Source organism: Fretibacterium sp. (assembly GCF_057312375.1).
In genome coordinates this window covers 1-16,542 of the sequence record NZ_DBHLDX010000043.1, presented here as the reverse complement: position 1 = coordinate 16,542, position 16,542 = coordinate 1, and the positions used below count along the sequence as shown (strand labels likewise).

Below are 16,542 nucleotides of genomic sequence, written 5' to 3'. Positions count from 1 at the left end.
CCTCGATGGGCGCCCGCAGGCTCTCCGTCAGGTCCCGCCGAAACTCCGTGTACTCATCCAGGAACAGGACACCCCGATGGGCCAGGGACACCTCGCCCGGCCTCAGGGAAGCGCCGCCCCCGCAGATGGAAACCGTGCTGGCGCTGAAGTGTACCGTACGGAAGGGCCGCGCCCGCCCCGGCGCCTCGGAGATGCCGAGGGTGCTGCGCACCAGGAGCGTTTCCACCAGCTCCTCGTCCGTCAGCGGGGGCAGGATGCCTGCCAGGGCCCGTGCGATCAGCGTCTTGCCGCTGCCCGGCGACCCCACCAGGAGGAGGTTGTGGTGCCCCGCCGCCGCGATCTCCGCCGCGCGCCGCGCCGCCGCCTGCCCCTTGATGTCGGCGAAGTCCGGGTCCGCCGTCTCCGGCAGGTCCGGGACCTCCGCCCCAGGCACGGGCGACGGCTCCGCTTCGCCCCGCAGGCAGGCCGTCAGCTCCGCCAGCGTTTCCGCGCAGAAGGCCTTCACGCCCCGCACCAGCGCCACCTCGCCGGCGTTCTCGCGCGGGACGTAGATGGGCACGCCGAGGCTCCGCGCCAGGAATGCCGCTGGTACGGCCCCCCGCACCCGCCGGAGGCGGCCGTCCAGCGCCAGCTCCCCCATGTAGACGGCCCGCGGCAGGTCCCCCAGGAGGCCCGAAGCGGTCATCATGCCGAGGGCGATGGGCAGGTCCAGGAGCGCCCCCTCCTTCGGGACGTCCGCCGGCGCGAGGTTCACGGAAATGCGCCCCTTCAGCCTCAGCCCCAGGGACCGCAGCGCGGCCCGCACCCGTTCCTTCGACTCCCGCACCGCGACGTCCGGCATCCCGACGATGGAGATGGCGAACAGCCCGCCCGTGATCTCGACCTCCACCTCGACGGGCAGGGCCTCCATCCCCTTCAGCGTCGCACCCAGGATCCCGCTCACGACGAAAACTCCATCCCGCGCGTCACGTCCCGGACGTGCTCCAGCTTCCAGCCCTCGGAGCCCCGACCCGCCGTGACGCCAATCAGGTCGATGCGCCAGGGGCCGTCCCAGCCCATCTCGTCCGCCAGGGTCCGGCCCGCGCGGATCAGCGCATGCAGCTTTCGCGGCCCCACGGAGTCGAGGGGTGCCTGCACCTTGCCCAGCGTGCGGCACCGCACCTCGACGATCACCAGCTCGCGCTCCGCCTCGTCCAGCGCCACCACGTCCAGCTCGCCGCAGTGGTTCGTCACGTTGCGGCCCAGCACGCGCCAGCCCAGGGAGCGAACGTAGTCCGCGGCCCACCCCTCGGCCAGGCGGCCCAGGTCCCCGGCGCTACTCATCGCGCCCTCCGCCGGCGGCCTCGCGGTCCACCCGGTAGACCCAGGTCAGCACTCGCGCCACCACCGTGTAGAGCTCCGCCGGAATCTCCTCCCCCAGCTCCAGCGACAGGAGCGCGGAAACGAGGGCCGCGTCCTCCAGGACGGGGACGTCCGCCTCGAGGGCGCGCTCCACGATCTTCCGCGCAATGAAGCCCTCGCCCCTGGCCGTCACCGTGGGCGCGTTCATCGTTTCCCGATCGTATTTCAGCGCGACGGCCTGATCCCGCTTCGCTTCCGCCATCACACGGTCACGTCCAATCCCCGTCCGGCCAGCAGGCGCTCCCGCAGCTCCTGCGGCGCGCCACGGGAGATGCCGATGAATCGTACTGCCAGGGCTGCGCCCGCCAGCTCCTGTCGCAGCTCGCCCCTGCGGGCCTCCAACAGGCCGCAGGCCGCCGCGCTTTCGGCGGTCAGGAGGACGTTACAGCCGCGCCCGTCCGTTTCCGCAACGCCCGCCACCGCGCCGAGGGCCGACCCCGTCAGGCCGAAGCCCGCCTGCCAGTAGCGCTGCCCATCCTCCTCCGCCGAGCGCCCGACGAAGACGCGCGCGGTCATGCCGCCCGTGGCCTCCGGCAGGGGCCAGAAGGGCGCGGCCAGCAGCATGGGGTTCACGTCCTTTCGTGGGAGCCGCATCAAGAGGGAATGCGCCTGCAAAAAACGCGCCTTCTCCCCATTGCCCTCCTTCATCTCGCGGAGGGCTTCTAAAGGGTCCTGCCCCTTCTTGGTTCGCTCCTTCAGCTCCCGACGGATGCGGCTCCATATCTCCGAGGCCGCCGCCCCGTCCAGCGCCGTGTAGCCCGCCAGCAGGGACACGTTCTCCGCGGACAGCACCGCTCCCCGCGCCCACAGCTCGACGAGGGGCGCGATCTGTCCCTCGTCGGACCCCATGCGGCGCCAGGCGTCGCGGATGACGGCCAGGACCTCCCCCGAAAGGGGCATCTCCCGTGAAAGGAGCGCCGTCGCCAGCCCCCGGTCCCGTTGGGGGACCTGGGCCAGGAACGACAGTTCCTCCTTCGAGAGGCGCAACACCGGCACGCCGCCCCCCGATGCGTCCCACAGGGCGGTGAACCGCTCGCCGGGGACGAGGGTCAGGGTCGCCCTGGCGCGCAGTTCAAGGGGCGGGTTGGCGCCCTGGCCGTCGATCCGCACGGCATACGTCCCGTCCGAGTTCCCCGCCAGCACCCTGCCGGTGACCACGGTCCCCGTGCGAAGGCCAGGGGCCCGAGGCGGCGTCCCCTGAAGGGCTTCGGCCTGTTGTCCAACCGCGATCTGACCCGCGCTCGTCCGGCTCGGGTCCGTCAGGTTCTGGTTGATGAGGTTGTTTACCGGGGGCATACGGTTTCCTCCGCTCCGTCAGACCTACCTGAATCCACTCATCGATATCTTTAGCGCTGATCTCCTGCTTCTCTGAGGGCGGTCTTACCAAGGGCGTGCGCCCCTGACCAGAGCCTTCCTCTCCCTAGCATGCCCCCTTTGGCTGTTCGCCAAACAAGGGTACAGGCCAACACAGCGGCACTCTCGGCTTAAAAGGGCTCAATTTTATACCCACAGCCGCGCCTCCGGCTCCGGGAGGCACTTCCGGCAGAAGGAGCGCCGATGCACCGGCGACGGCCCCAGGCGGCGGACGGCCTCGCGGTGCGCCGCCGTGGGATAGCCCTTGTGCTGCGCCAGCCCGTAGCCGGGGTAGAGGGCGTCCAGCCTCGTCATGACGCGGTCCCGCAGCACCTTGGCTGCCACCGAGGCCGCCGAAACTACCGGCGCCAGCGCGTCCGCCGTCACCAGGGGCCACTGCTCCGCCTCGAGGCCGGGGACGAAGGCCGGGCCGTCCACCACGACGCAGACCGGCTCGAAGCCCTTCGCCGCGCATAGGCGGGCCACGCTGCGGCCCATGGCCCAGAGGGAGGTACACCGGATGTTCTCCCGCTCGATGCGGGCCACGCTCCCCGCCTGAGCCGCCCAGGCCGCGCCCATCGCCTGCATGGCGGCGAAGACCCGCTCCCTGGCGCGTGGGGCCATGCGCTTTGAATCCCTCAGCCCCAGCTTCAGGAGGGCCAGCTCCTGCTCCTCCGTCAGGAGGACGGCGGCGGCCACCACCGGCCCCGCCAGTGGGCCGCGCCCCACCTCGTCCGTGCCCACCACCGGGCCGCGGGCCCGAAGCGCTCCGATCAGGCGGCGCACCTGCTCCCGGTCGGCGTGACGGGGCAAGGCGAGGTCAATCATCCGTTCCCGAAAGGCCAATGGGGTCGCCGGGCAGCTCAAGCGTCGCCGGCCCCAGCCTGCCGGAGGAGAAGGCCTCCATGAGGCGACGGGCCGCCAACTCCATATTGACCGATCCGCCGGGCGCGAGGCACCCCAGCCGGCGTCCAATGCGCGCGAGAGTTTCCTCCGGCGTTTCGTCCACGTCCAGCTCCCGAACCTCCCACTTTCCCAGCACGACCTCGAACAGCCCTCGGCTCCGCAGGAAGCGGACGAACTGCAGCGCCGCCGCCTCGAAGCCTCCCAGGACCTCGGCCCGGGCGCAGCCCAGCCAGGACAGGACCTGATGCACGCCCGGCTCCGCGTGGGGGTCCAGAATGCCGGGAGAGTCCACCACCAGCAGGTCCCCATTCCGATACCAGCTGACGGACCGCGTCACTCCGGGGATGCCGCCGACGTGGGCCTGAGCCTTGCCCACCAGCGCGTTGAGCAACATGGACTTGCCCACGTTGGGAATGCCCATGACGGCCACGCGGAGCTCACGGTGTGGGGGACGGCGCGCGGAGAGGGCCTTCCGCAGGGAGGCGAGGCCCTCCTTCCTTCGGAGGTCCAGCGCACGGGCGTCCGGCCCCAGCGCTTCGAGCCAGACGCCCGTGCGTTCCGGGTCCGCCAGGTCCCGTTTGGCGAGGACCAGCAGGACGGGCCTCAGGCGCGAAAAGGTGCTGGCGATGGGTGCGGACGTGGAAAAAGGTGCACGGGCGTCGCGCACCTCAAGGATAAGGTCCAGCTTTTCGACAATTTCGGCGAGCTTCCGACCGCCCCGGGCCATGTGGCCCGGATACCAGACCGTTCGGGCCACGTCAGCGGGGGATGCCGAGGCGGGTCAGGGGCCAGTAGCGGAAGAAGGCCGGGCCGTGGAGGTCCGACCTCCGAACGAAACCCCAGAAGCGGCTGTCCTGGGAGTTGGGGCGGTTGTCCCCCATGACGAAGTAGCTGTCCTGCGGTACCGTGAAGGGGCGCTGGAAGAATTCTCCGGTCCGGATGCTGTAGGCGTCATGGTTCACGACGTAGGGCTCCTCCGTGGGGTGTCCGTTGACGAAGACGACGCCGTCCCGGATGTCCACCGTGTCCCCCGGAAGGCCGATGATGCGCTTCACGAAGTCCCGATCCCGGTCCTTCGGATAGGTGAACACGTAGATGGACCCGCGGGACGGCTCGAAGAACCAGTTCCAGAACTTCGCCACCAGGACGCGGTCCCCGATCTCAAGCGTGGGGATCATGGACCCGCTGGGGATCCAAAAGGCCTGCACGACAAACGTGCGGATGATCATCGCCAGGACAAACGCCCAGACGATGGTTTCAATGGTTTCTCGCCACCAGGGCTTCGCTGCTTCTGCTGCCAACTCCATACGTCCTCCGTTCCCGTTCCCGGATGTCCATCGGGAACCTGCTGGGGATAATATAACGCTAACCCATCGGAAAAACAATCTGAAAAAGGCGGGTCGGGAGGGCGGGCCGCGGCGGAGGCCGCTACTTCTTGAGCTGCCGGCTCCCCGGCTTGACGATGGGCTCTCCCTTCTTGCAGAGGGGACACTCCTCCTCCCGCCAGGCGGACGCCTCCATGGTCATCAGGGCATGGAAGGGGACACCGAAGTCCACCCTGCCGCCTGACCGGTCCACCACGGACCCCACGCCCACCACCTCGGCGCCCGCTCCGCGCAGGAGCTCGATGACCTCCCGAACGGAGCCGCCGGTGGTCACGACGTCCTCCACCACCAGCGCGCGCTCTCCCGGCTCCACGCGGAAGCCGCGGCGGAGGGTCATCCTTCCGTCCTCACGCTCCGCGAAGACGTTCCGAACGGAGAGGGCCCGCGCCATCTCGTAGCCCATGATGACGCCCCCGACGGCCGGCGACGCCACCAGGTCGATCCTCTGCCCCGCAAAGTCCTCCGCCAGCGCGCGGCACAGCCTTTCGCTCTCCTTCGGGTGCTCGAAGAGCACCGCGCACTGCATGTAGCAGTCGCTGTGCAGCCCGGACGTCAGGCGGAAGTGTCCGCGCTTCAGCGCGCCGAGGCGCGTCAAGATCTCCATCGCCAACTCCTGAGTTTTTTCCATGAAAAACGACCTCCTTGGGTAAGTTTTCGTCCAGCTCAGCCCCGCAGGGCCTGCCGAAGGTCCTCCCGCATCCTGAGGGCCTCCTCCCTGGCGGCGGAGACGAAGTCCTCCGTGCCCGCCTTCTTGTGGGCACAGATCAGGCTGCGCGAAGCGTTCACCACCGCGCCACGACCCTGGCTGTCGAAGCAGCCCGCCAGGGACCGGCCCGTTGCCCCCTGGGCCCCGTAGCCCGGAAGCAGGAAGAAGGTGTGGGGCATCTCCCGCCGCAGCATCGCGCCCTGCTCCGGATACGTCGCGCCCACCACCGCACCGACTGCGCTGTAGCCCATCTCTCCCATCAGGTCCTCACCCCATCGGGCCGTGCTCCTCCCCACCCGAAGGAAGAGCGGCTGGCCGTCCTCCATCCTGACGTCCTGAAACTCCCCCGACGAGGGGTTCGACGTCTTGACCAGGACGAAGAGGCCCCGGCCGCTCCGTCCGCAGTCCTCCAGGAAGGGTTGCACGCCGTCCGTGCCGAAGTAGGGGTTCACGGTGAGGAAGTCCACCGGCGCGGGGGCGCCCTCCGCCAGGTAGGCCTCCGAGTAGGCAGCGGCCGTGGCGCCGATGTCCCCGCGCTTCGCGTCCAGGATGACGACGTACCCGAGGCGACGGGCCTCCGCCAGGGTCTCCTCCATGCAGGCCACGCCCGACGCCCCCATCAGCTCGTAGTACGCCGCCTGGACCTTGACGCAGGGGATGAGGTCGCGCAGGGCCTCCAGGAGGGCGAAGTTGAAGGCCCGTACCGCGGAGGCCGCCCCGTCCGCCTCCAGGTAGGGACGGGCGAAGGCCGGGGGCAGGTACTCCAGCCGCGTGTCCAGTCCAAGGGCGGTGGGGTTCCCCTTCTCCTCGATGGCGCGGATAAGGCGGTCCACCTGAAAGGTCCGCCCCGTTCCCCCTCCGGCCGTTCCCTGCGCCGCCCGGCACGGGGCTGGCCCTCCGCCTCGCAGCGTCAATCTCGACATCTCAACGCACCTCTCCTTCCGAATCCGCCGTACCTGCGTCCATCAGGACGACGCCCCTCTCGCCGTCGAACTCCGGAAGTCGGACGGCGATCCGCTCGCTCCGGGACGTGGGGACGTTCTTCCCCACGAAGTCCGCCCGGATGGGCAGCTCCCGATGACCCCGGTCCACCAGGACCGCCAACTGGATGCTGCGGGGCCTGCCCGACACCATCAGGGCCTCCATGGCCGCCCGCGCCGTGCGCCCCGTGAAGAGCACGTCGTCGACCAGGACGACGTCGCGGTCCGTGGCACTGAAGGGGACGCCTTGCCCGTCGCCGGCGGCTCTCTCCGCGGCGGGGGCCCGGTCGTCGCGGTAGGAGGCCACGTCCAGGTTCCCCACGGGGACCTCCGCGCCCTCCGCCGCGTTGATGCAGTCCGCGATCTCGAGCGCCAGCGGGACCCCCCGCCGGTGGATCCCCACCAGGACGACGTTCTCCGTCCCCCGGTTTCGCTCGACGATCTCGTAGGCGATGCGCCGAATCGCCCGGCTCATCGCCTGAGCGTCCATGATGCGCGCCTTCTCCCTCATGACGGCCTCCTTTTTTGAATGTCGGCAGCGGGCACAAAAAATGCCCCGCCGTCCAAGACGACAGGGCACGACCATTCCCAATACGCACGGAACAACCGCCGCACCGCCGCCTTCTCAGCCTCTCGGGACTGAACTTAAAGGACGCGTGCAACTATTTCGTAAAAGCTCACTGCGGAGTTCATTCTATCACGACAGGGCTCCAGCAGGCAAGGCCTCAAGCCTCCGCGCCGCCCTCCCTTCCGTGGTTCAGGATGCGCGTCGTGGAATGTCCCTCGAGAAGCGGCAGGATGACCACCTCGTCCACGAACTCGCGGCCGGGCAGCTCCTCGGCGCGGTAGTCCCCGCCCTTGGCCAGTACGTCGGGCCGCAGGCGCGACAGGAGCTCCCGGGGCGTGTCCTCGTCGAAGATCACCACCATGTCCACGGGCCTCAGGGCGGCTAGGAGCTCCGCCCGCAGGTCCTGCGGGTTCACCGGGCGGCTTGGCCCCTTCAGCGCGCGAACGGACCGGTCGCTGTTCAGCCCCACCACCAGCCTGTCCCCCAGGAGCCGGGCCCGGCGCAGGCTGTCCAGGTGCCCTGCGTGCAGCACGTCGAAACAGCCGTTTGTGAAGATGACGCGCTGCCCCGCCGACTGCCAGGCCCGCACCTGCCGGACGGCCGCGTCCGTTTCCGCAACGGGGCTGAAGAGGTAGGGCGTCCGCGACCGATAGGCCTCCAGGTAGTCCCTGGCGGTGAAGGCGTAGGTCCCCGACCGCGTGATGACGAACTGCGCGGCCTCGTTGGCCATGCTGGAGGCCCGCTCCGCGTCAAAGCCCGCAGCGTTGAGGGCAGCCAGCATGGCGATGACGGTGTCCCCAGCGCCGCTGACGTCGAAGACCTCCACCGGATGGGCCCGGATGTGGCGGACGGCCTCCGGCCCCAGGAGCGTCATGCCGCGGGAGGACCGCGTCACCAGGAGCCATTTCAGGCCGTTCTTCCGGCGGACCTTCTCGCCGACCTCCGCCACCGTCTTCGGATCGTTGCGGACGTGGCGTCCCCAGGTGGCGCTCAGCTCCCCCAGATTCGGCGTGGCCAGTGCCGCGCCGCGGTACTTGGACCAATCCACGCCGCGGGGGTCCACCAGCACGTGAGCGCCCCGCCGGGCCGCCATGGAGATGACGCCCTGGCACAGCTCCGGAGTGCAGTACCCCAGGCCGTAGTCGGACAGGATCACCGTGCGTACGCCGCCGTCGATGGCCTTGTTCAGGAAGTCCAGCGCGTTCTCCACGCCCTCTGGGGGCAGGGGCTCCACGTCCTCGAAGTCGAATCGGGCCAGCTGCTGCCCGCCGCAGATCAGCCGGGTCTTCACCAGGGTGGGGGTCCGGCGCGGCCAGAGCCGGGGCTCGATCCTGAAGGACTGCACGTGCCCCCTCACCTTCTGGCCGAAGGCGTCGTCGCCCACCATGCCCGCAAGCCAGACGCGGCATCCAATCCCCCGGAGGTTCGCCGCCACGTTCCCCGCGCCCCCCAGGTTGTCGGCGGCGGCCCGCGTGTCGCACACCACGACGGGGATGGGGGCCTCGCGGGACACGCGGCGGGTGGACCCCGTGAGGTATCGGTCCAGGACGATGTCGCCCAGGACGGCCACGGAGGTTTCCGCCGCCCTGCCGCTGCGCAGGAACTCACCCAACGCGCGCTGGGGCTGGAACGGCGCGGACACTAGAGCGCCCTCCCCACTGGGCCGGAGGCGGCCAGGACGGGCGGACGTCCGACGGAGAGGTAGTCGAAGCCGGCCCGCGCCATCTCCTCGCGGGAGTAGACGTTGCGCCCATCGACGATGATCGGCGTGCGCAGGAACGACCGGAGCCGGGCGAAGTCCGGCTGGCGGTAGATGTCCCACTCCGTGACCACGGCCAGGGCATCCGCGCCCCGCGCCGTCTCGTAGGGGTCTGCGACGTAGGTCACGTTGGGCAGGTCCCCCAGCGCCGCGCGCGTTTCCTCGATGGCGCGGGGGTCGCTGGCCCTGACGGAAGCCCCGGCGGCCAGGAGGCCGTGGATCAGGACCTGAGCCGGCGCCTCGCGGGTGTCGGAGGTCTTGGGCTTGAAGGCCAGGCCCCACAGAGCGATCACGCGGCCCGACAGGTCCCCCAGGCGCCCCCGGAGCTCTTCCAGCAGAAGTCCCTTGGCCCGCGTGTTCACCTCGTCCACCGCCGTCAGCAGGTTCGGCTCGTAGCCCGTCGCCCGGGCGAAGTCCCGAAGCGCCCGCACGTCCTTGGGGAAGCAGGAGCCGCCGTAGCCGCAGCCCGCCCGCAGGAACTTCGCGCCGATGCGGTCGTCCCGCCCCATGGCCTGGCGCACACTCTCCACGTCCGCTCCCACGCGGCTGCAGATGCAGGCCATCTCGTTCATGAAGGAGATGCGGGCCGCCAGCATGGCGTTGGCCGCGTACTTCGCCATCTCCGCCGAGGCGATGTCCATGAAGAGCAGCTTTGCGGGCTCCAGGAAGGAGTAGATGCGCCTCAGGGTTTCCGCGGCCTCCGGCGAGTCCGCGCCGAGGACCACGCGGTCCGGCTCCACGAAGTCCCGGAGCGCCGCCCCCTCCCGCAGGAACTCCGGGTTCGAGGCCATGCCCAGCGCGTGCCGGGCCCCCCGCGCGTTGAGCTCCTCACGAATCCAGTCCCGGACGCGGGCGTTCGTCCCCACGGGGACGGTGGACTTCACCACGGCCAGCAGGTCCCCCGACATGCCGCGCCCGATGCTGCGGGCCGCCCCCTCGACGAAGGAGAGGTCCGCGCTGCCGTCCGGGGCCGAAGGCGTCCCCACCGTGATGAAGCAGACGTCGGCCCCCTCCAGGGCCTCCGCCGCCTCCGTCGTGAAGGAGAGGCGCCCCTCGGCGGCGTTGCGCGCCATCATCTCGTCCAGCCCCGGCTCGTAGAAGGGGACCCGTCCGCCGCGAAGCGTCGCCACGCGCTCCCCGTTCGTATCCACGCACACCACCGTATTGCCGTATCGGGCGAGGCAGGTCCCCGTCACAAGGCCCACGTACCCGGTGCCGATCACCGCAAGCTTCATCTGACGACCCCATTTCCAGTTGTTATGACAAAACCGGGAGGCGGCCCACCGCCGCGCCCTACTCCCGATACCGCGTCACGCTGAAGCGCTGGAGCGCGACGCCCTCCAGGCTGCTGAGGCCGGCCTTTCGGGCCGCGATCTCCACCTGCTGCTCCGCGGTGTCCACGCCCTCCAGGTCCGGCAGCAGAACGCCGCGCTGCCAGCCCTTCGACACAATGACGCCCCAGAGCTTGGGGTCCAGCTGCTCCACCCCCTCGACGGGCTCCGGGTCCGACAGCACGTCCACCGACAGGCGGACGCCCTCCAGCTCCTCCGCCGTCATGGGAGGGACGCGCGGGTCCCGCGTCGCGGCCGCCACGGCGTTCTCGATGATCTCGCGATCCAGCGTCCCCTGCGACGGCGCGAGGGTCCCGATGCAGCCGCGGAGGGCGCCCTGCTTCGTCTTGATGGACACGAAGCACGCTGCAGTCCGCTCCCACAGCGGCGAAGCGCACACGTCGCCGCCCCGCTCCGGCAGGGGCCTGCCGGAGAGGAGGCGCGTCACCGTTTCCCGCGCCAGGCGGACGGGGGCGGGGGCCGGAGCGTCCCACACCGCGGTGCAGTAGCCCACGCCGAAGGGGCCCTCGTAGGAGAGCACCTTTGCCGCGCCACCCAGGGCTTCCATGAGCCCCAGCATCGTCAGGACGGACCACAGCCCGCACTGGCCAGCCTCGTTGATCGTCTTGAGGCCGAGGGCGAAGATCGGCGCCGCGGAGCCCTGCCGCAGGGCCTCGAGCACCGCGTCGTCGAAGGCGCGCCCCGCCTCCGGGGCGTAGCCTGCGGGGGCGGAGGGGGTCAGGCGGTGAGACAGGTCGCCGCTGGCCAGCAGCGCCCAGGTCCGCCCGTCGTCGAAGTCCGCCAGGGCCTGCCCCAGATCGAAGGCTCCGCGCGGCGAGAGCCCCACCGGCGAGGCCGTCAGCGTCGCCGGCAGGGCCCCCCAGGCGCGGCGCAGGAAGTAGAGCGGGACCAGGGTCCCCTGATCCGACGAGAGGTCGGGCGAGGCCTGATGGGAAACCGGGATGCCATGGGGCATCAAAAAGCGCCCAAGCGCTTCCCGGTCTTCCGCGCGGGTGCGAAAGTCCACCCGCACCTTCGGGGCCCCGAAGGCCGCAAAGGACCCCTCGGACTCCGGGGCCGCGTTGAAGCCCAGAGAGCCAGGCGTGCAGGGATGATGTGGGGAGAGGACCAGCAGGACCTCCGGCTCCCGACCCCGCACCGCCTCCGCCACCCGGTCAAGACCGGCGAGCGTTTCCGCCGCCTCCGCCTCTCTGCCCCGCCCCACCTCCGGAACGAGGATCGGGGGATGCGGCATGAGGACCGACCATATCCACGGCATGAGAAAGACCTCCTGACCTTTTAAAATGAGAGCTGGCGGCGGGTCGCGCGGCTCCGCTTAGAGGAGTCCTGCCCGTGCAGCCCAGGCTCCCAGAGCCGTGGCCGACAGGAAGAACGTGACGGCCATCTCCCCCGGACTGAGTTCCCCCGGCCTGGGCGAGGTCCTGAAGAGGTGCGCTCCAAAGGTCCTCCGCCAGGGCAGGAGAAGGGGCACCTTGCCGCAGCAGGCGTCCAGCGCGATGTGCAGCAGGCCCCCCAACAGCCAGAATCCGGCGCAGGCCCACAGGTCCCCCGCCGACCCTTCCGCCAGGCCCGCAAGGGTCGGCGTCCGCCACCCCGCGCGGTCCAGACACAGGAGGGAGAGCGCGAGCCATGGGACGAACCAGTGCGTGAGCCTGCGGTGCCAGCGGTTCCTGTTCCGCCCCCACAGCAGCCACTCGCTGGAGTCCGGGAAGGCGGCGCCCAGAAGGGCGCAGAGGGCCGCCGGCAGGGAGCAGGTGACGGCTCCCACCAGCGTGAAGTTCACGATGCGGTGTCCGTGACCCGTCACAGGGGGGCCACCGTCCGACTCAATCGCTTCCGTGTCCAAAGGCACATTCAAAACGCGGGCGGCGTTCGCCCGCTGCCTCCCTTCCGCACCGGCCGGCCTGAGCCGCCGCGCCGGGTCCGTACCTCCGCGCCGCCTCACCACAGCAGGCCGCTCCAAAATTTCCTCCTCGTGGTATAGTTATACCACACCGCAGTCCAGCAAGGCAGCATTTTTATACTTAAGGAGGACCTTACCATGAAGCTTATGGAAGACAGGAAGTACCTGAGGACCCTCGCGTGGTGGGGAGTCGTCGCCCTCATCGCAATCCTGCTCGTTATCCGGGCCAAAACGCAGGCCCCAACGCCCCAGACCGACGCGTACAAACCGCTCGAAACCACTCCCGCTCCGGCCCCTGCCATCTCGGAGCGCGAGGTCGCCGACCAGTCCCTCACGGCCGTCCTCTGGATGAGGACCTCCGCCGAGTACCGCGCGCTGTGCCATCAGGCCTACAACGCTGCGCTGGAGCGCATCCGATGGGCCTTCGTCAGCCGCCGGAGGGAGGACAGCCCCCTGGCCATCGTCGTGGACTGTCCGGGGGCGATCCTCGACCGCAGCCGTGCCATGGCGGACCGCCTCAGGGAAGGGAAGCTCTTTGACGGGACGGAGGACTGGGACAACCTCGCCTCGGAGGACCTCCTCCCCGGCGCCCTGGACCTTCTGAAGGCCGCGGACGAGTTGGGCGTGGCGATCTTCTACGCGACGAACCGTCCCCTTGAAACGCAGGAGCAGACCGGAGAGGCCCTGAAGGAGCTTCAGGCCCTGGGGCTCCCCCAGGCCGTGGAGGACCGCCTGCTGGCCCGCGCCGGCGGAGCGGAGCCCCTCAACAAGATGCCCCGCTTCGCAAAGGTCGCTGAGGAGTACGACGTCGTCCTCTACTTGGGGGACAGCGTCGATGACCTGCCCCTGGACCTGGAGGGCAAGCCGGCCGCAGAGTGCCGCAGAGCCGTGGACCGGGAGAGTGAGCGCTTCGGGACCTCCTTCATCCTGATCCCCAACCCGGCCGGCATCGAGTGGGAACGGGCCCTCGGCACCGCCTCCTCCTCCCCCGCGGACCGGAACAGGGAGCGCAAAGATGCACTGACCAACCGTTGACGGTCCCCATCGATTGACCGACATTTTGAAAGTCCTGGCTTCGTTTGTTTCGTTGTCATTGCAGGATGGCTCAATTGACGACACGCCCCAGGCGCGGGGCAATCGGGCTATAATGGCGTGAGGGCTTTCGGCGTTCAAAAAAGGGCCGCCGCGCGAGGACAGGGCGGCGCGATACACAAAAAAGGAGTGGGGGTTTAACGATGGCGACGATCGGCGCTTACGACGAGGAGAACTTTAAAAAGGTGAACAAGACTCAGGTCCGCCCGACGGTGGAGGCCGTGTTCTACGGCAACAACGTCCACCGGGTGCTGGACCTGAAGGAGGCCTACAACCTGGCGAAGGACAGCCCGGGCACGGTCGAGCTGACGGGGATGCCCGTCTACCACCCCACGGAGCAGGAGCTGCCCCAGGACGCAAACGTCCTGCTGTTCAACGACGGCGCAATCTTCGGCCGCACGGCGGCGGCGCGCCGCATCGTGGGCTGGCCCGGCGTGGACGCCAAGGCCCTCTGCACCGTGGTGCGCGAGGCCATCTTCAACACGCGCTACCGCAGGATGTACCAGGCGGACGCCTACGTGGGGCTGGACGAGGACTTCATGGTGAAGGCCCACCTGCTCCTGCCGGAGGGCTACGAGAACAACCTCTACAACTGGATGATCAACTTTCAGTACGACAACGAGAGGTACAGGCCACGCTACGCGGCCTCCCGAAGGATCTCGGACACCGACGGCGACATCTTCTTCTTCGCCGATCCCGACTGGTCGCACCCGGACTTCCCGCTGGGGCTGGCGTTCTTCTCCCCGGAGGAGAACTGCGCCGCGGTGCTGGGCCTGCGCTACTTCGGCGAGCTGAAGAAGGGGACCCTGACCCTGGCCTGGGGCATCGCCGCCCGCAACGGCTACGCGGCCTGCCACGGCGGCCTGAAGCGCTACACGATGAAGGACGGAAGGAAGTTCGTCATGGCGGCCTTCGGCCTGTCGGGCTCCGGCAAGTCCACCATCACCCACGCCAAACACGACGGCAGGTACGACATCATGGTGCTGCACGACGACGCCTTCATCGTCAACATCAAGGACAAGTACGCCATCGCCATGGAGCCCACCTACTTCGACAAGCTGGCGGACTACCCCATCGGCTGCGAGGACAACAAGTACCTCCTGACGATCCAGAACTGCGGCGCCACCGTCACCAGGGACGGCCGGAAGGTCGCCGTGACGGAGGACATGCGCAACGGCAACGGCCGTTCCGTCAAGTCCCGCCTCTGGTCCCCCAACCGCGTGGATCGCATCGACGAGCCGCTGAACGCCATCTTCTGGCTCATGCGCGACCCGACGATCCCCCCCGTGCTGAAGCTGGAGGGCCCGTCCCTCGGCGCGGTGCTGGGCGCGACCCTGGCCACCAAGCGCACCAGCGCGGAACGCCTGGCCCCCGGCGTGGACCCCAACGCCCTGGTGTGCGAGCCCTACGCCAACCCCTTCCGCACCTACCCGCTCTCCATGGACTACGAGCGCTTCAAGACGCTCTTGGCCGACGGAGTGGACTGCTATATCCTGAACACCGCCGACTTCATGGGCACCAAGGTGAAGAAGGAGCACACGCTGGGCATCATCGAGTCCATCGTGGAGGGCAGGGCCCGCTGGGTTCCCTTCGGTGACCTGCCGGGGCTCAAGACGCTGGACATGCCGGACTTCAAGGTCGACCTGAACGATGCCGCCTATCGCGAGCAGCTCAAGGCCCGCTTCCAGGACCGGCTGAACTTCGTGATCGCCCGCGAAACGGAGCGCGGCGGCGTAGACAAACTGCCCTCGGACGCGAAGGAGGCCCTCGAGGCGGTCATCGCCGCGATGAGGTAGGGCGGAGTTCGTCCCCATCGGAGCGATGAACGAAAATTTAAAAACGCTTCCCATCGGAATTCAGAGCTTTGAGCGGCTGCGGACGCGGGGGCACCTCTACGTGGACAAGACGGCTCGACTGCTGCAGTTGATCAACTCGGATCGGGTTTTCCTCTCCCGGCCGCGCCGGTTCGGCAAGTCCCTGACCCTCTCGACGCTCGAAGCCCTATTCAGTGGCAAGTTAGAACTGTTCCGTGGCCTCGCCGCCGAGGCGTGGGCCACGGAACAGGCTAGGCACCCCACGCCGGTGCTGAGCCTCAGCATGGCAAAGGGACGGCCTACGGATGACGTTCAACGTTTCGACGTCAGCCTGTACAACGACCTGATGGTCTTCGGCCGCAGGTACGAGCTGCCCATGCCCCGCAAGGACACCGAAGGCGCGCTGGGGGGCCTCAAAGACGCCATTGAGGGACTTTTTGAGCGCGGAGGGCCGATCGTCGTCCTCATCGACGAGTACGACAAACCCATCCTGGACAACATCGGAAACGTGAACTTGGCTGCAACGTTCAGGAGTTATCTTCGGACCCTCTACCTTAACCTGAAGGACTACGACGAGTACCTCCGCTTCGTCATGCTGACCGGCATCTCCAGGTTTACCAGGACCGGCGTCTTCTCCGCCATGAACAACCTGCGGGACATCTCCATGGTGGAGGAGTTTGGCGACATCGTGGGCTACACTCAGGAGGAGCTTGAGCGGGACTTTGCGGACTGGCTCGACGACGCGGCCGGCAAGATGCGCCTCTCCCGCCAGGAGCTCCTGATGCAGATGAAGGACTACTACGACGGCTTCTGCTTCGACGGCACAACCCGCCTCTACAACCCCTTCTCCATCCTCAACTTCCTGGCCGACAGGGAGTTCAAAAACTACTGGTATCACTCGGGCTCCCCTACGTTCATCCTCTCCTATCTGCGCAGCCACGGGATCGACGACCCGGAGGTCTATCGGCACAAAAGCGTTTCCGCCGACTTCGCGGACAGCCAGGAGATCGAGCGGGCCAAGCCGGAGAGCTTCCTCTACCAGGCGGGCTACCTGACCATCGAATCCGCGGAGGAGCAGGAGCTGACGCTGGACTATCCCAACCGCGAGGTACTGAACTCGATCTCGCGCCTGTACCTGGATAACGTCTATCGCGTGGAGGACTTCACGGCTCTTGGCTCCAATCTCTGGCGTGCGCTGAAGGACGGGGATATCGAGGGAGCGGTCAAGCTGTACAACACCGCGCTGGCCGGCATCCCCTACCAGGACTTCACGCGGCGGGACGAGTCCCTGTACCGCTCCCTGTTCCTGATGCTCCTGCGGGG

General features: G+C 68.7%; 17 protein-coding genes. 3 read left to right on the top strand and 14 right to left on the bottom strand.

What is annotated here, in order from left to right; all coding sequences use genetic code 11:
- The 14 genes from ACO41U_RS07410 to ACO41U_RS07345 all read right to left on the bottom strand — a co-directional run.
- Positions 1 to 943, bottom strand: a 943-nt coding sequence (locus tag ACO41U_RS07410; protein WP_485942803.1) for an ATP-binding protein, incomplete at its 3' end; no start/stop codon positions are given.
- Positions 940 to 1,323 (bottom strand): YraN family protein, encoded by a 384-nt coding sequence (locus ACO41U_RS07405; RefSeq protein ID WP_298777799.1) that lies wholly within the window; start codon positions 1,321 to 1,323, stop codon positions 940 to 942. The genes ACO41U_RS07410 and ACO41U_RS07405, both read right to left, overlap by 4 nt.
- A complete protein-coding gene (locus ACO41U_RS07400) occupies positions 1,316 to 1,603 on the bottom strand; it encodes an EscU/YscU/HrcU family type III secretion system export apparatus switch protein (protein ID WP_015556412.1) in 288 nt (95 codons plus the stop codon). The genes ACO41U_RS07405 and ACO41U_RS07400 overlap by 8 nt, the downstream gene beginning before the upstream one ends.
- Complete coding sequence (locus tag ACO41U_RS07395) at positions 1,603 to 2,697, bottom strand: hypothetical protein (RefSeq protein ID WP_485942800.1); 1,095 nt, start codon at positions 2,695 to 2,697, stop codon at positions 1,603 to 1,605. Before ACO41U_RS07395 ends, ACO41U_RS07400 begins: the two co-directional genes overlap by 1 nt.
- A 204-nt stretch (positions 2,698 to 2,901) precedes the next feature.
- Entirely contained in the window at positions 2,902 to 3,567 is a 666-nt protein-coding gene (locus ACO41U_RS07390) for a ribonuclease HII (protein WP_485942798.1), read from the bottom strand.
- A 7-nt stretch (positions 3,568 to 3,574) separates the two neighbouring features.
- Positions 3,575 to 4,417: a YlqF/YawG family GTPase gene (locus ACO41U_RS07385; protein ID WP_485942796.1), complete on the bottom strand. Its 843-nt coding sequence runs from the start codon at positions 4,415 to 4,417 to the stop codon at positions 3,575 to 3,577.
- A 1-nt stretch (position 4,418) separates the two neighbouring features.
- On the bottom strand, positions 4,419 to 4,967 hold the full coding sequence (lepB, locus tag ACO41U_RS07380) for a signal peptidase I (protein ID WP_298777785.1): 549 nt from the start codon (positions 4,965 to 4,967) through the stop codon (positions 4,419 to 4,421).
- Positions 4,968 to 5,088: 121 nt separating this feature from the next.
- Entirely contained in the window at positions 5,089 to 5,673 is a 585-nt protein-coding gene (gene pyrE, locus ACO41U_RS07375) for an orotate phosphoribosyltransferase (RefSeq protein WP_485942794.1), read from the bottom strand.
- A 35-nt stretch (positions 5,674 to 5,708) separates the two neighbouring features.
- Positions 5,709 to 6,674, bottom strand: a complete 966-nt coding sequence (gene pyrF, locus ACO41U_RS07370) for an orotidine-5'-phosphate decarboxylase (RefSeq protein ID WP_485942792.1) — start codon at positions 6,672 to 6,674, stop codon at positions 5,709 to 5,711.
- A gap of 1 nt (position 6,675) precedes the next feature.
- Complete coding sequence (pyrR, locus tag ACO41U_RS07365) at positions 6,676 to 7,242, bottom strand: bifunctional pyr operon transcriptional regulator/uracil phosphoribosyltransferase PyrR (RefSeq protein ID WP_485942790.1); 567 nt, start codon at positions 7,240 to 7,242, stop codon at positions 6,676 to 6,678.
- A gap of 214 nt (positions 7,243 to 7,456) precedes the next feature.
- The gene (locus ACO41U_RS07360) at positions 7,457 to 8,941 is read right to left on the bottom strand and encodes a PfkB family carbohydrate kinase (RefSeq protein WP_298777775.1); all 1,485 of its coding nucleotides are present in this window, start codon (positions 8,939 to 8,941) and stop codon (positions 7,457 to 7,459) included.
- Positions 8,941 to 10,293 carry a UDP-glucose dehydrogenase family protein gene (locus ACO41U_RS07355; protein WP_485942788.1) on the bottom strand — a complete coding sequence of 451 codons (1,353 nt, stop codon included), beginning with the start codon at positions 10,291 to 10,293 and terminating at the stop codon, positions 8,941 to 8,943. Before ACO41U_RS07355 ends, ACO41U_RS07360 begins: the two co-directional genes overlap by 1 nt.
- A gap of 58 nt (positions 10,294 to 10,351) precedes the next feature.
- Complete coding sequence (amrA, locus tag ACO41U_RS07350) at positions 10,352 to 11,668, bottom strand: AmmeMemoRadiSam system protein A (RefSeq protein ID WP_485942786.1); 1,317 nt, start codon at positions 11,666 to 11,668, stop codon at positions 10,352 to 10,354.
- Between the two features lie 57 nt (positions 11,669 to 11,725).
- Positions 11,726 to 12,217 (bottom strand): metal-dependent hydrolase, encoded by a 492-nt coding sequence (locus ACO41U_RS07345; protein WP_298777766.1) that lies wholly within the window; start codon positions 12,215 to 12,217, stop codon positions 11,726 to 11,728.
- Positions 12,218 to 12,451: 234 nt separating this feature from the next.
- On the opposite strand from ACO41U_RS07345, the gene ACO41U_RS07340 reads away from it, so the two are divergent.
- From ACO41U_RS07340 to ACO41U_RS07330, 3 genes are all read left to right on the top strand, one after another.
- On the top strand, positions 12,452 to 13,348 hold the full coding sequence (locus ACO41U_RS07340) for a 5'-nucleotidase, lipoprotein e(P4) family (RefSeq protein WP_485942784.1): 897 nt from the start codon (positions 12,452 to 12,454) through the stop codon (positions 13,346 to 13,348).
- Between the two features lie 200 nt (positions 13,349 to 13,548).
- Positions 13,549 to 15,201, top strand: coding sequence for a phosphoenolpyruvate carboxykinase (ATP) (locus tag ACO41U_RS07335; RefSeq protein ID WP_485942782.1), 1,653 nt, complete (start codon positions 13,549 to 13,551; stop codon positions 15,199 to 15,201).
- Positions 15,202 to 15,226: 25 nt separating this feature from the next.
- On the top strand, positions 15,227 to 16,542 hold a 1,316-nt coding region (locus tag ACO41U_RS07330), incomplete at its 3' end, for an AAA family ATPase (protein WP_485942780.1).

Excerpts from the sequence above, each read along its gene's own strand:
- ACO41U_RS07405 (WP_298777799.1), bottom strand. The coding sequence starts at position 1,323 with ATGAGTAGCGCCGGGGACCTGGGCCGCCTGGCCGAGGGGTGGGCCGCG.
- ACO41U_RS07400 (WP_015556412.1), bottom strand. The coding sequence starts at position 1,603 with ATGGCGGAAGCGAAGCGGGATCAGGCCGTCGCGCTGAAATACGATCGG.
- ACO41U_RS07395 (WP_485942800.1), bottom strand. The coding sequence starts at position 2,697 with ATGCCCCCGGTAAACAACCTCATCAACCAGAACCTGACGGACCCGAGC.
- lepB (WP_298777785.1), bottom strand. The coding sequence starts at position 4,967 with ATGGAGTTGGCAGCAGAAGCAGCGAAGCCCTGGTGGCGAGAAACCATT.
- pyrE (WP_485942794.1), bottom strand. The coding sequence starts at position 5,673 with ATGGAAAAAACTCAGGAGTTGGCGATGGAGATCTTGACGCGCCTCGGC.
- pyrF (WP_485942792.1), bottom strand. The coding sequence starts at position 6,674 with ATGTCGAGATTGACGCTGCGAGGCGGAGGGCCAGCCCCGTGCCGGGCG.
- pyrR (WP_485942790.1), bottom strand. The coding sequence starts at position 7,242 with ATGAGGGAGAAGGCGCGCATCATGGACGCTCAGGCGATGAGCCGGGCG.
- ACO41U_RS07355 (WP_485942788.1), bottom strand. The coding sequence starts at position 10,293 with ATGAAGCTTGCGGTGATCGGCACCGGGTACGTGGGCCTTGTGACGGGG.
- amrA (WP_485942786.1), bottom strand. The coding sequence starts at position 11,668 with ATGCCGTGGATATGGTCGGTCCTCATGCCGCATCCCCCGATCCTCGTT.
- ACO41U_RS07340 (WP_485942784.1), top strand. The coding sequence starts at position 12,452 with ATGAAGCTTATGGAAGACAGGAAGTACCTGAGGACCCTCGCGTGGTGG.
- ACO41U_RS07335 (WP_485942782.1), top strand. The coding sequence starts at position 13,549 with ATGGCGACGATCGGCGCTTACGACGAGGAGAACTTTAAAAAGGTGAAC.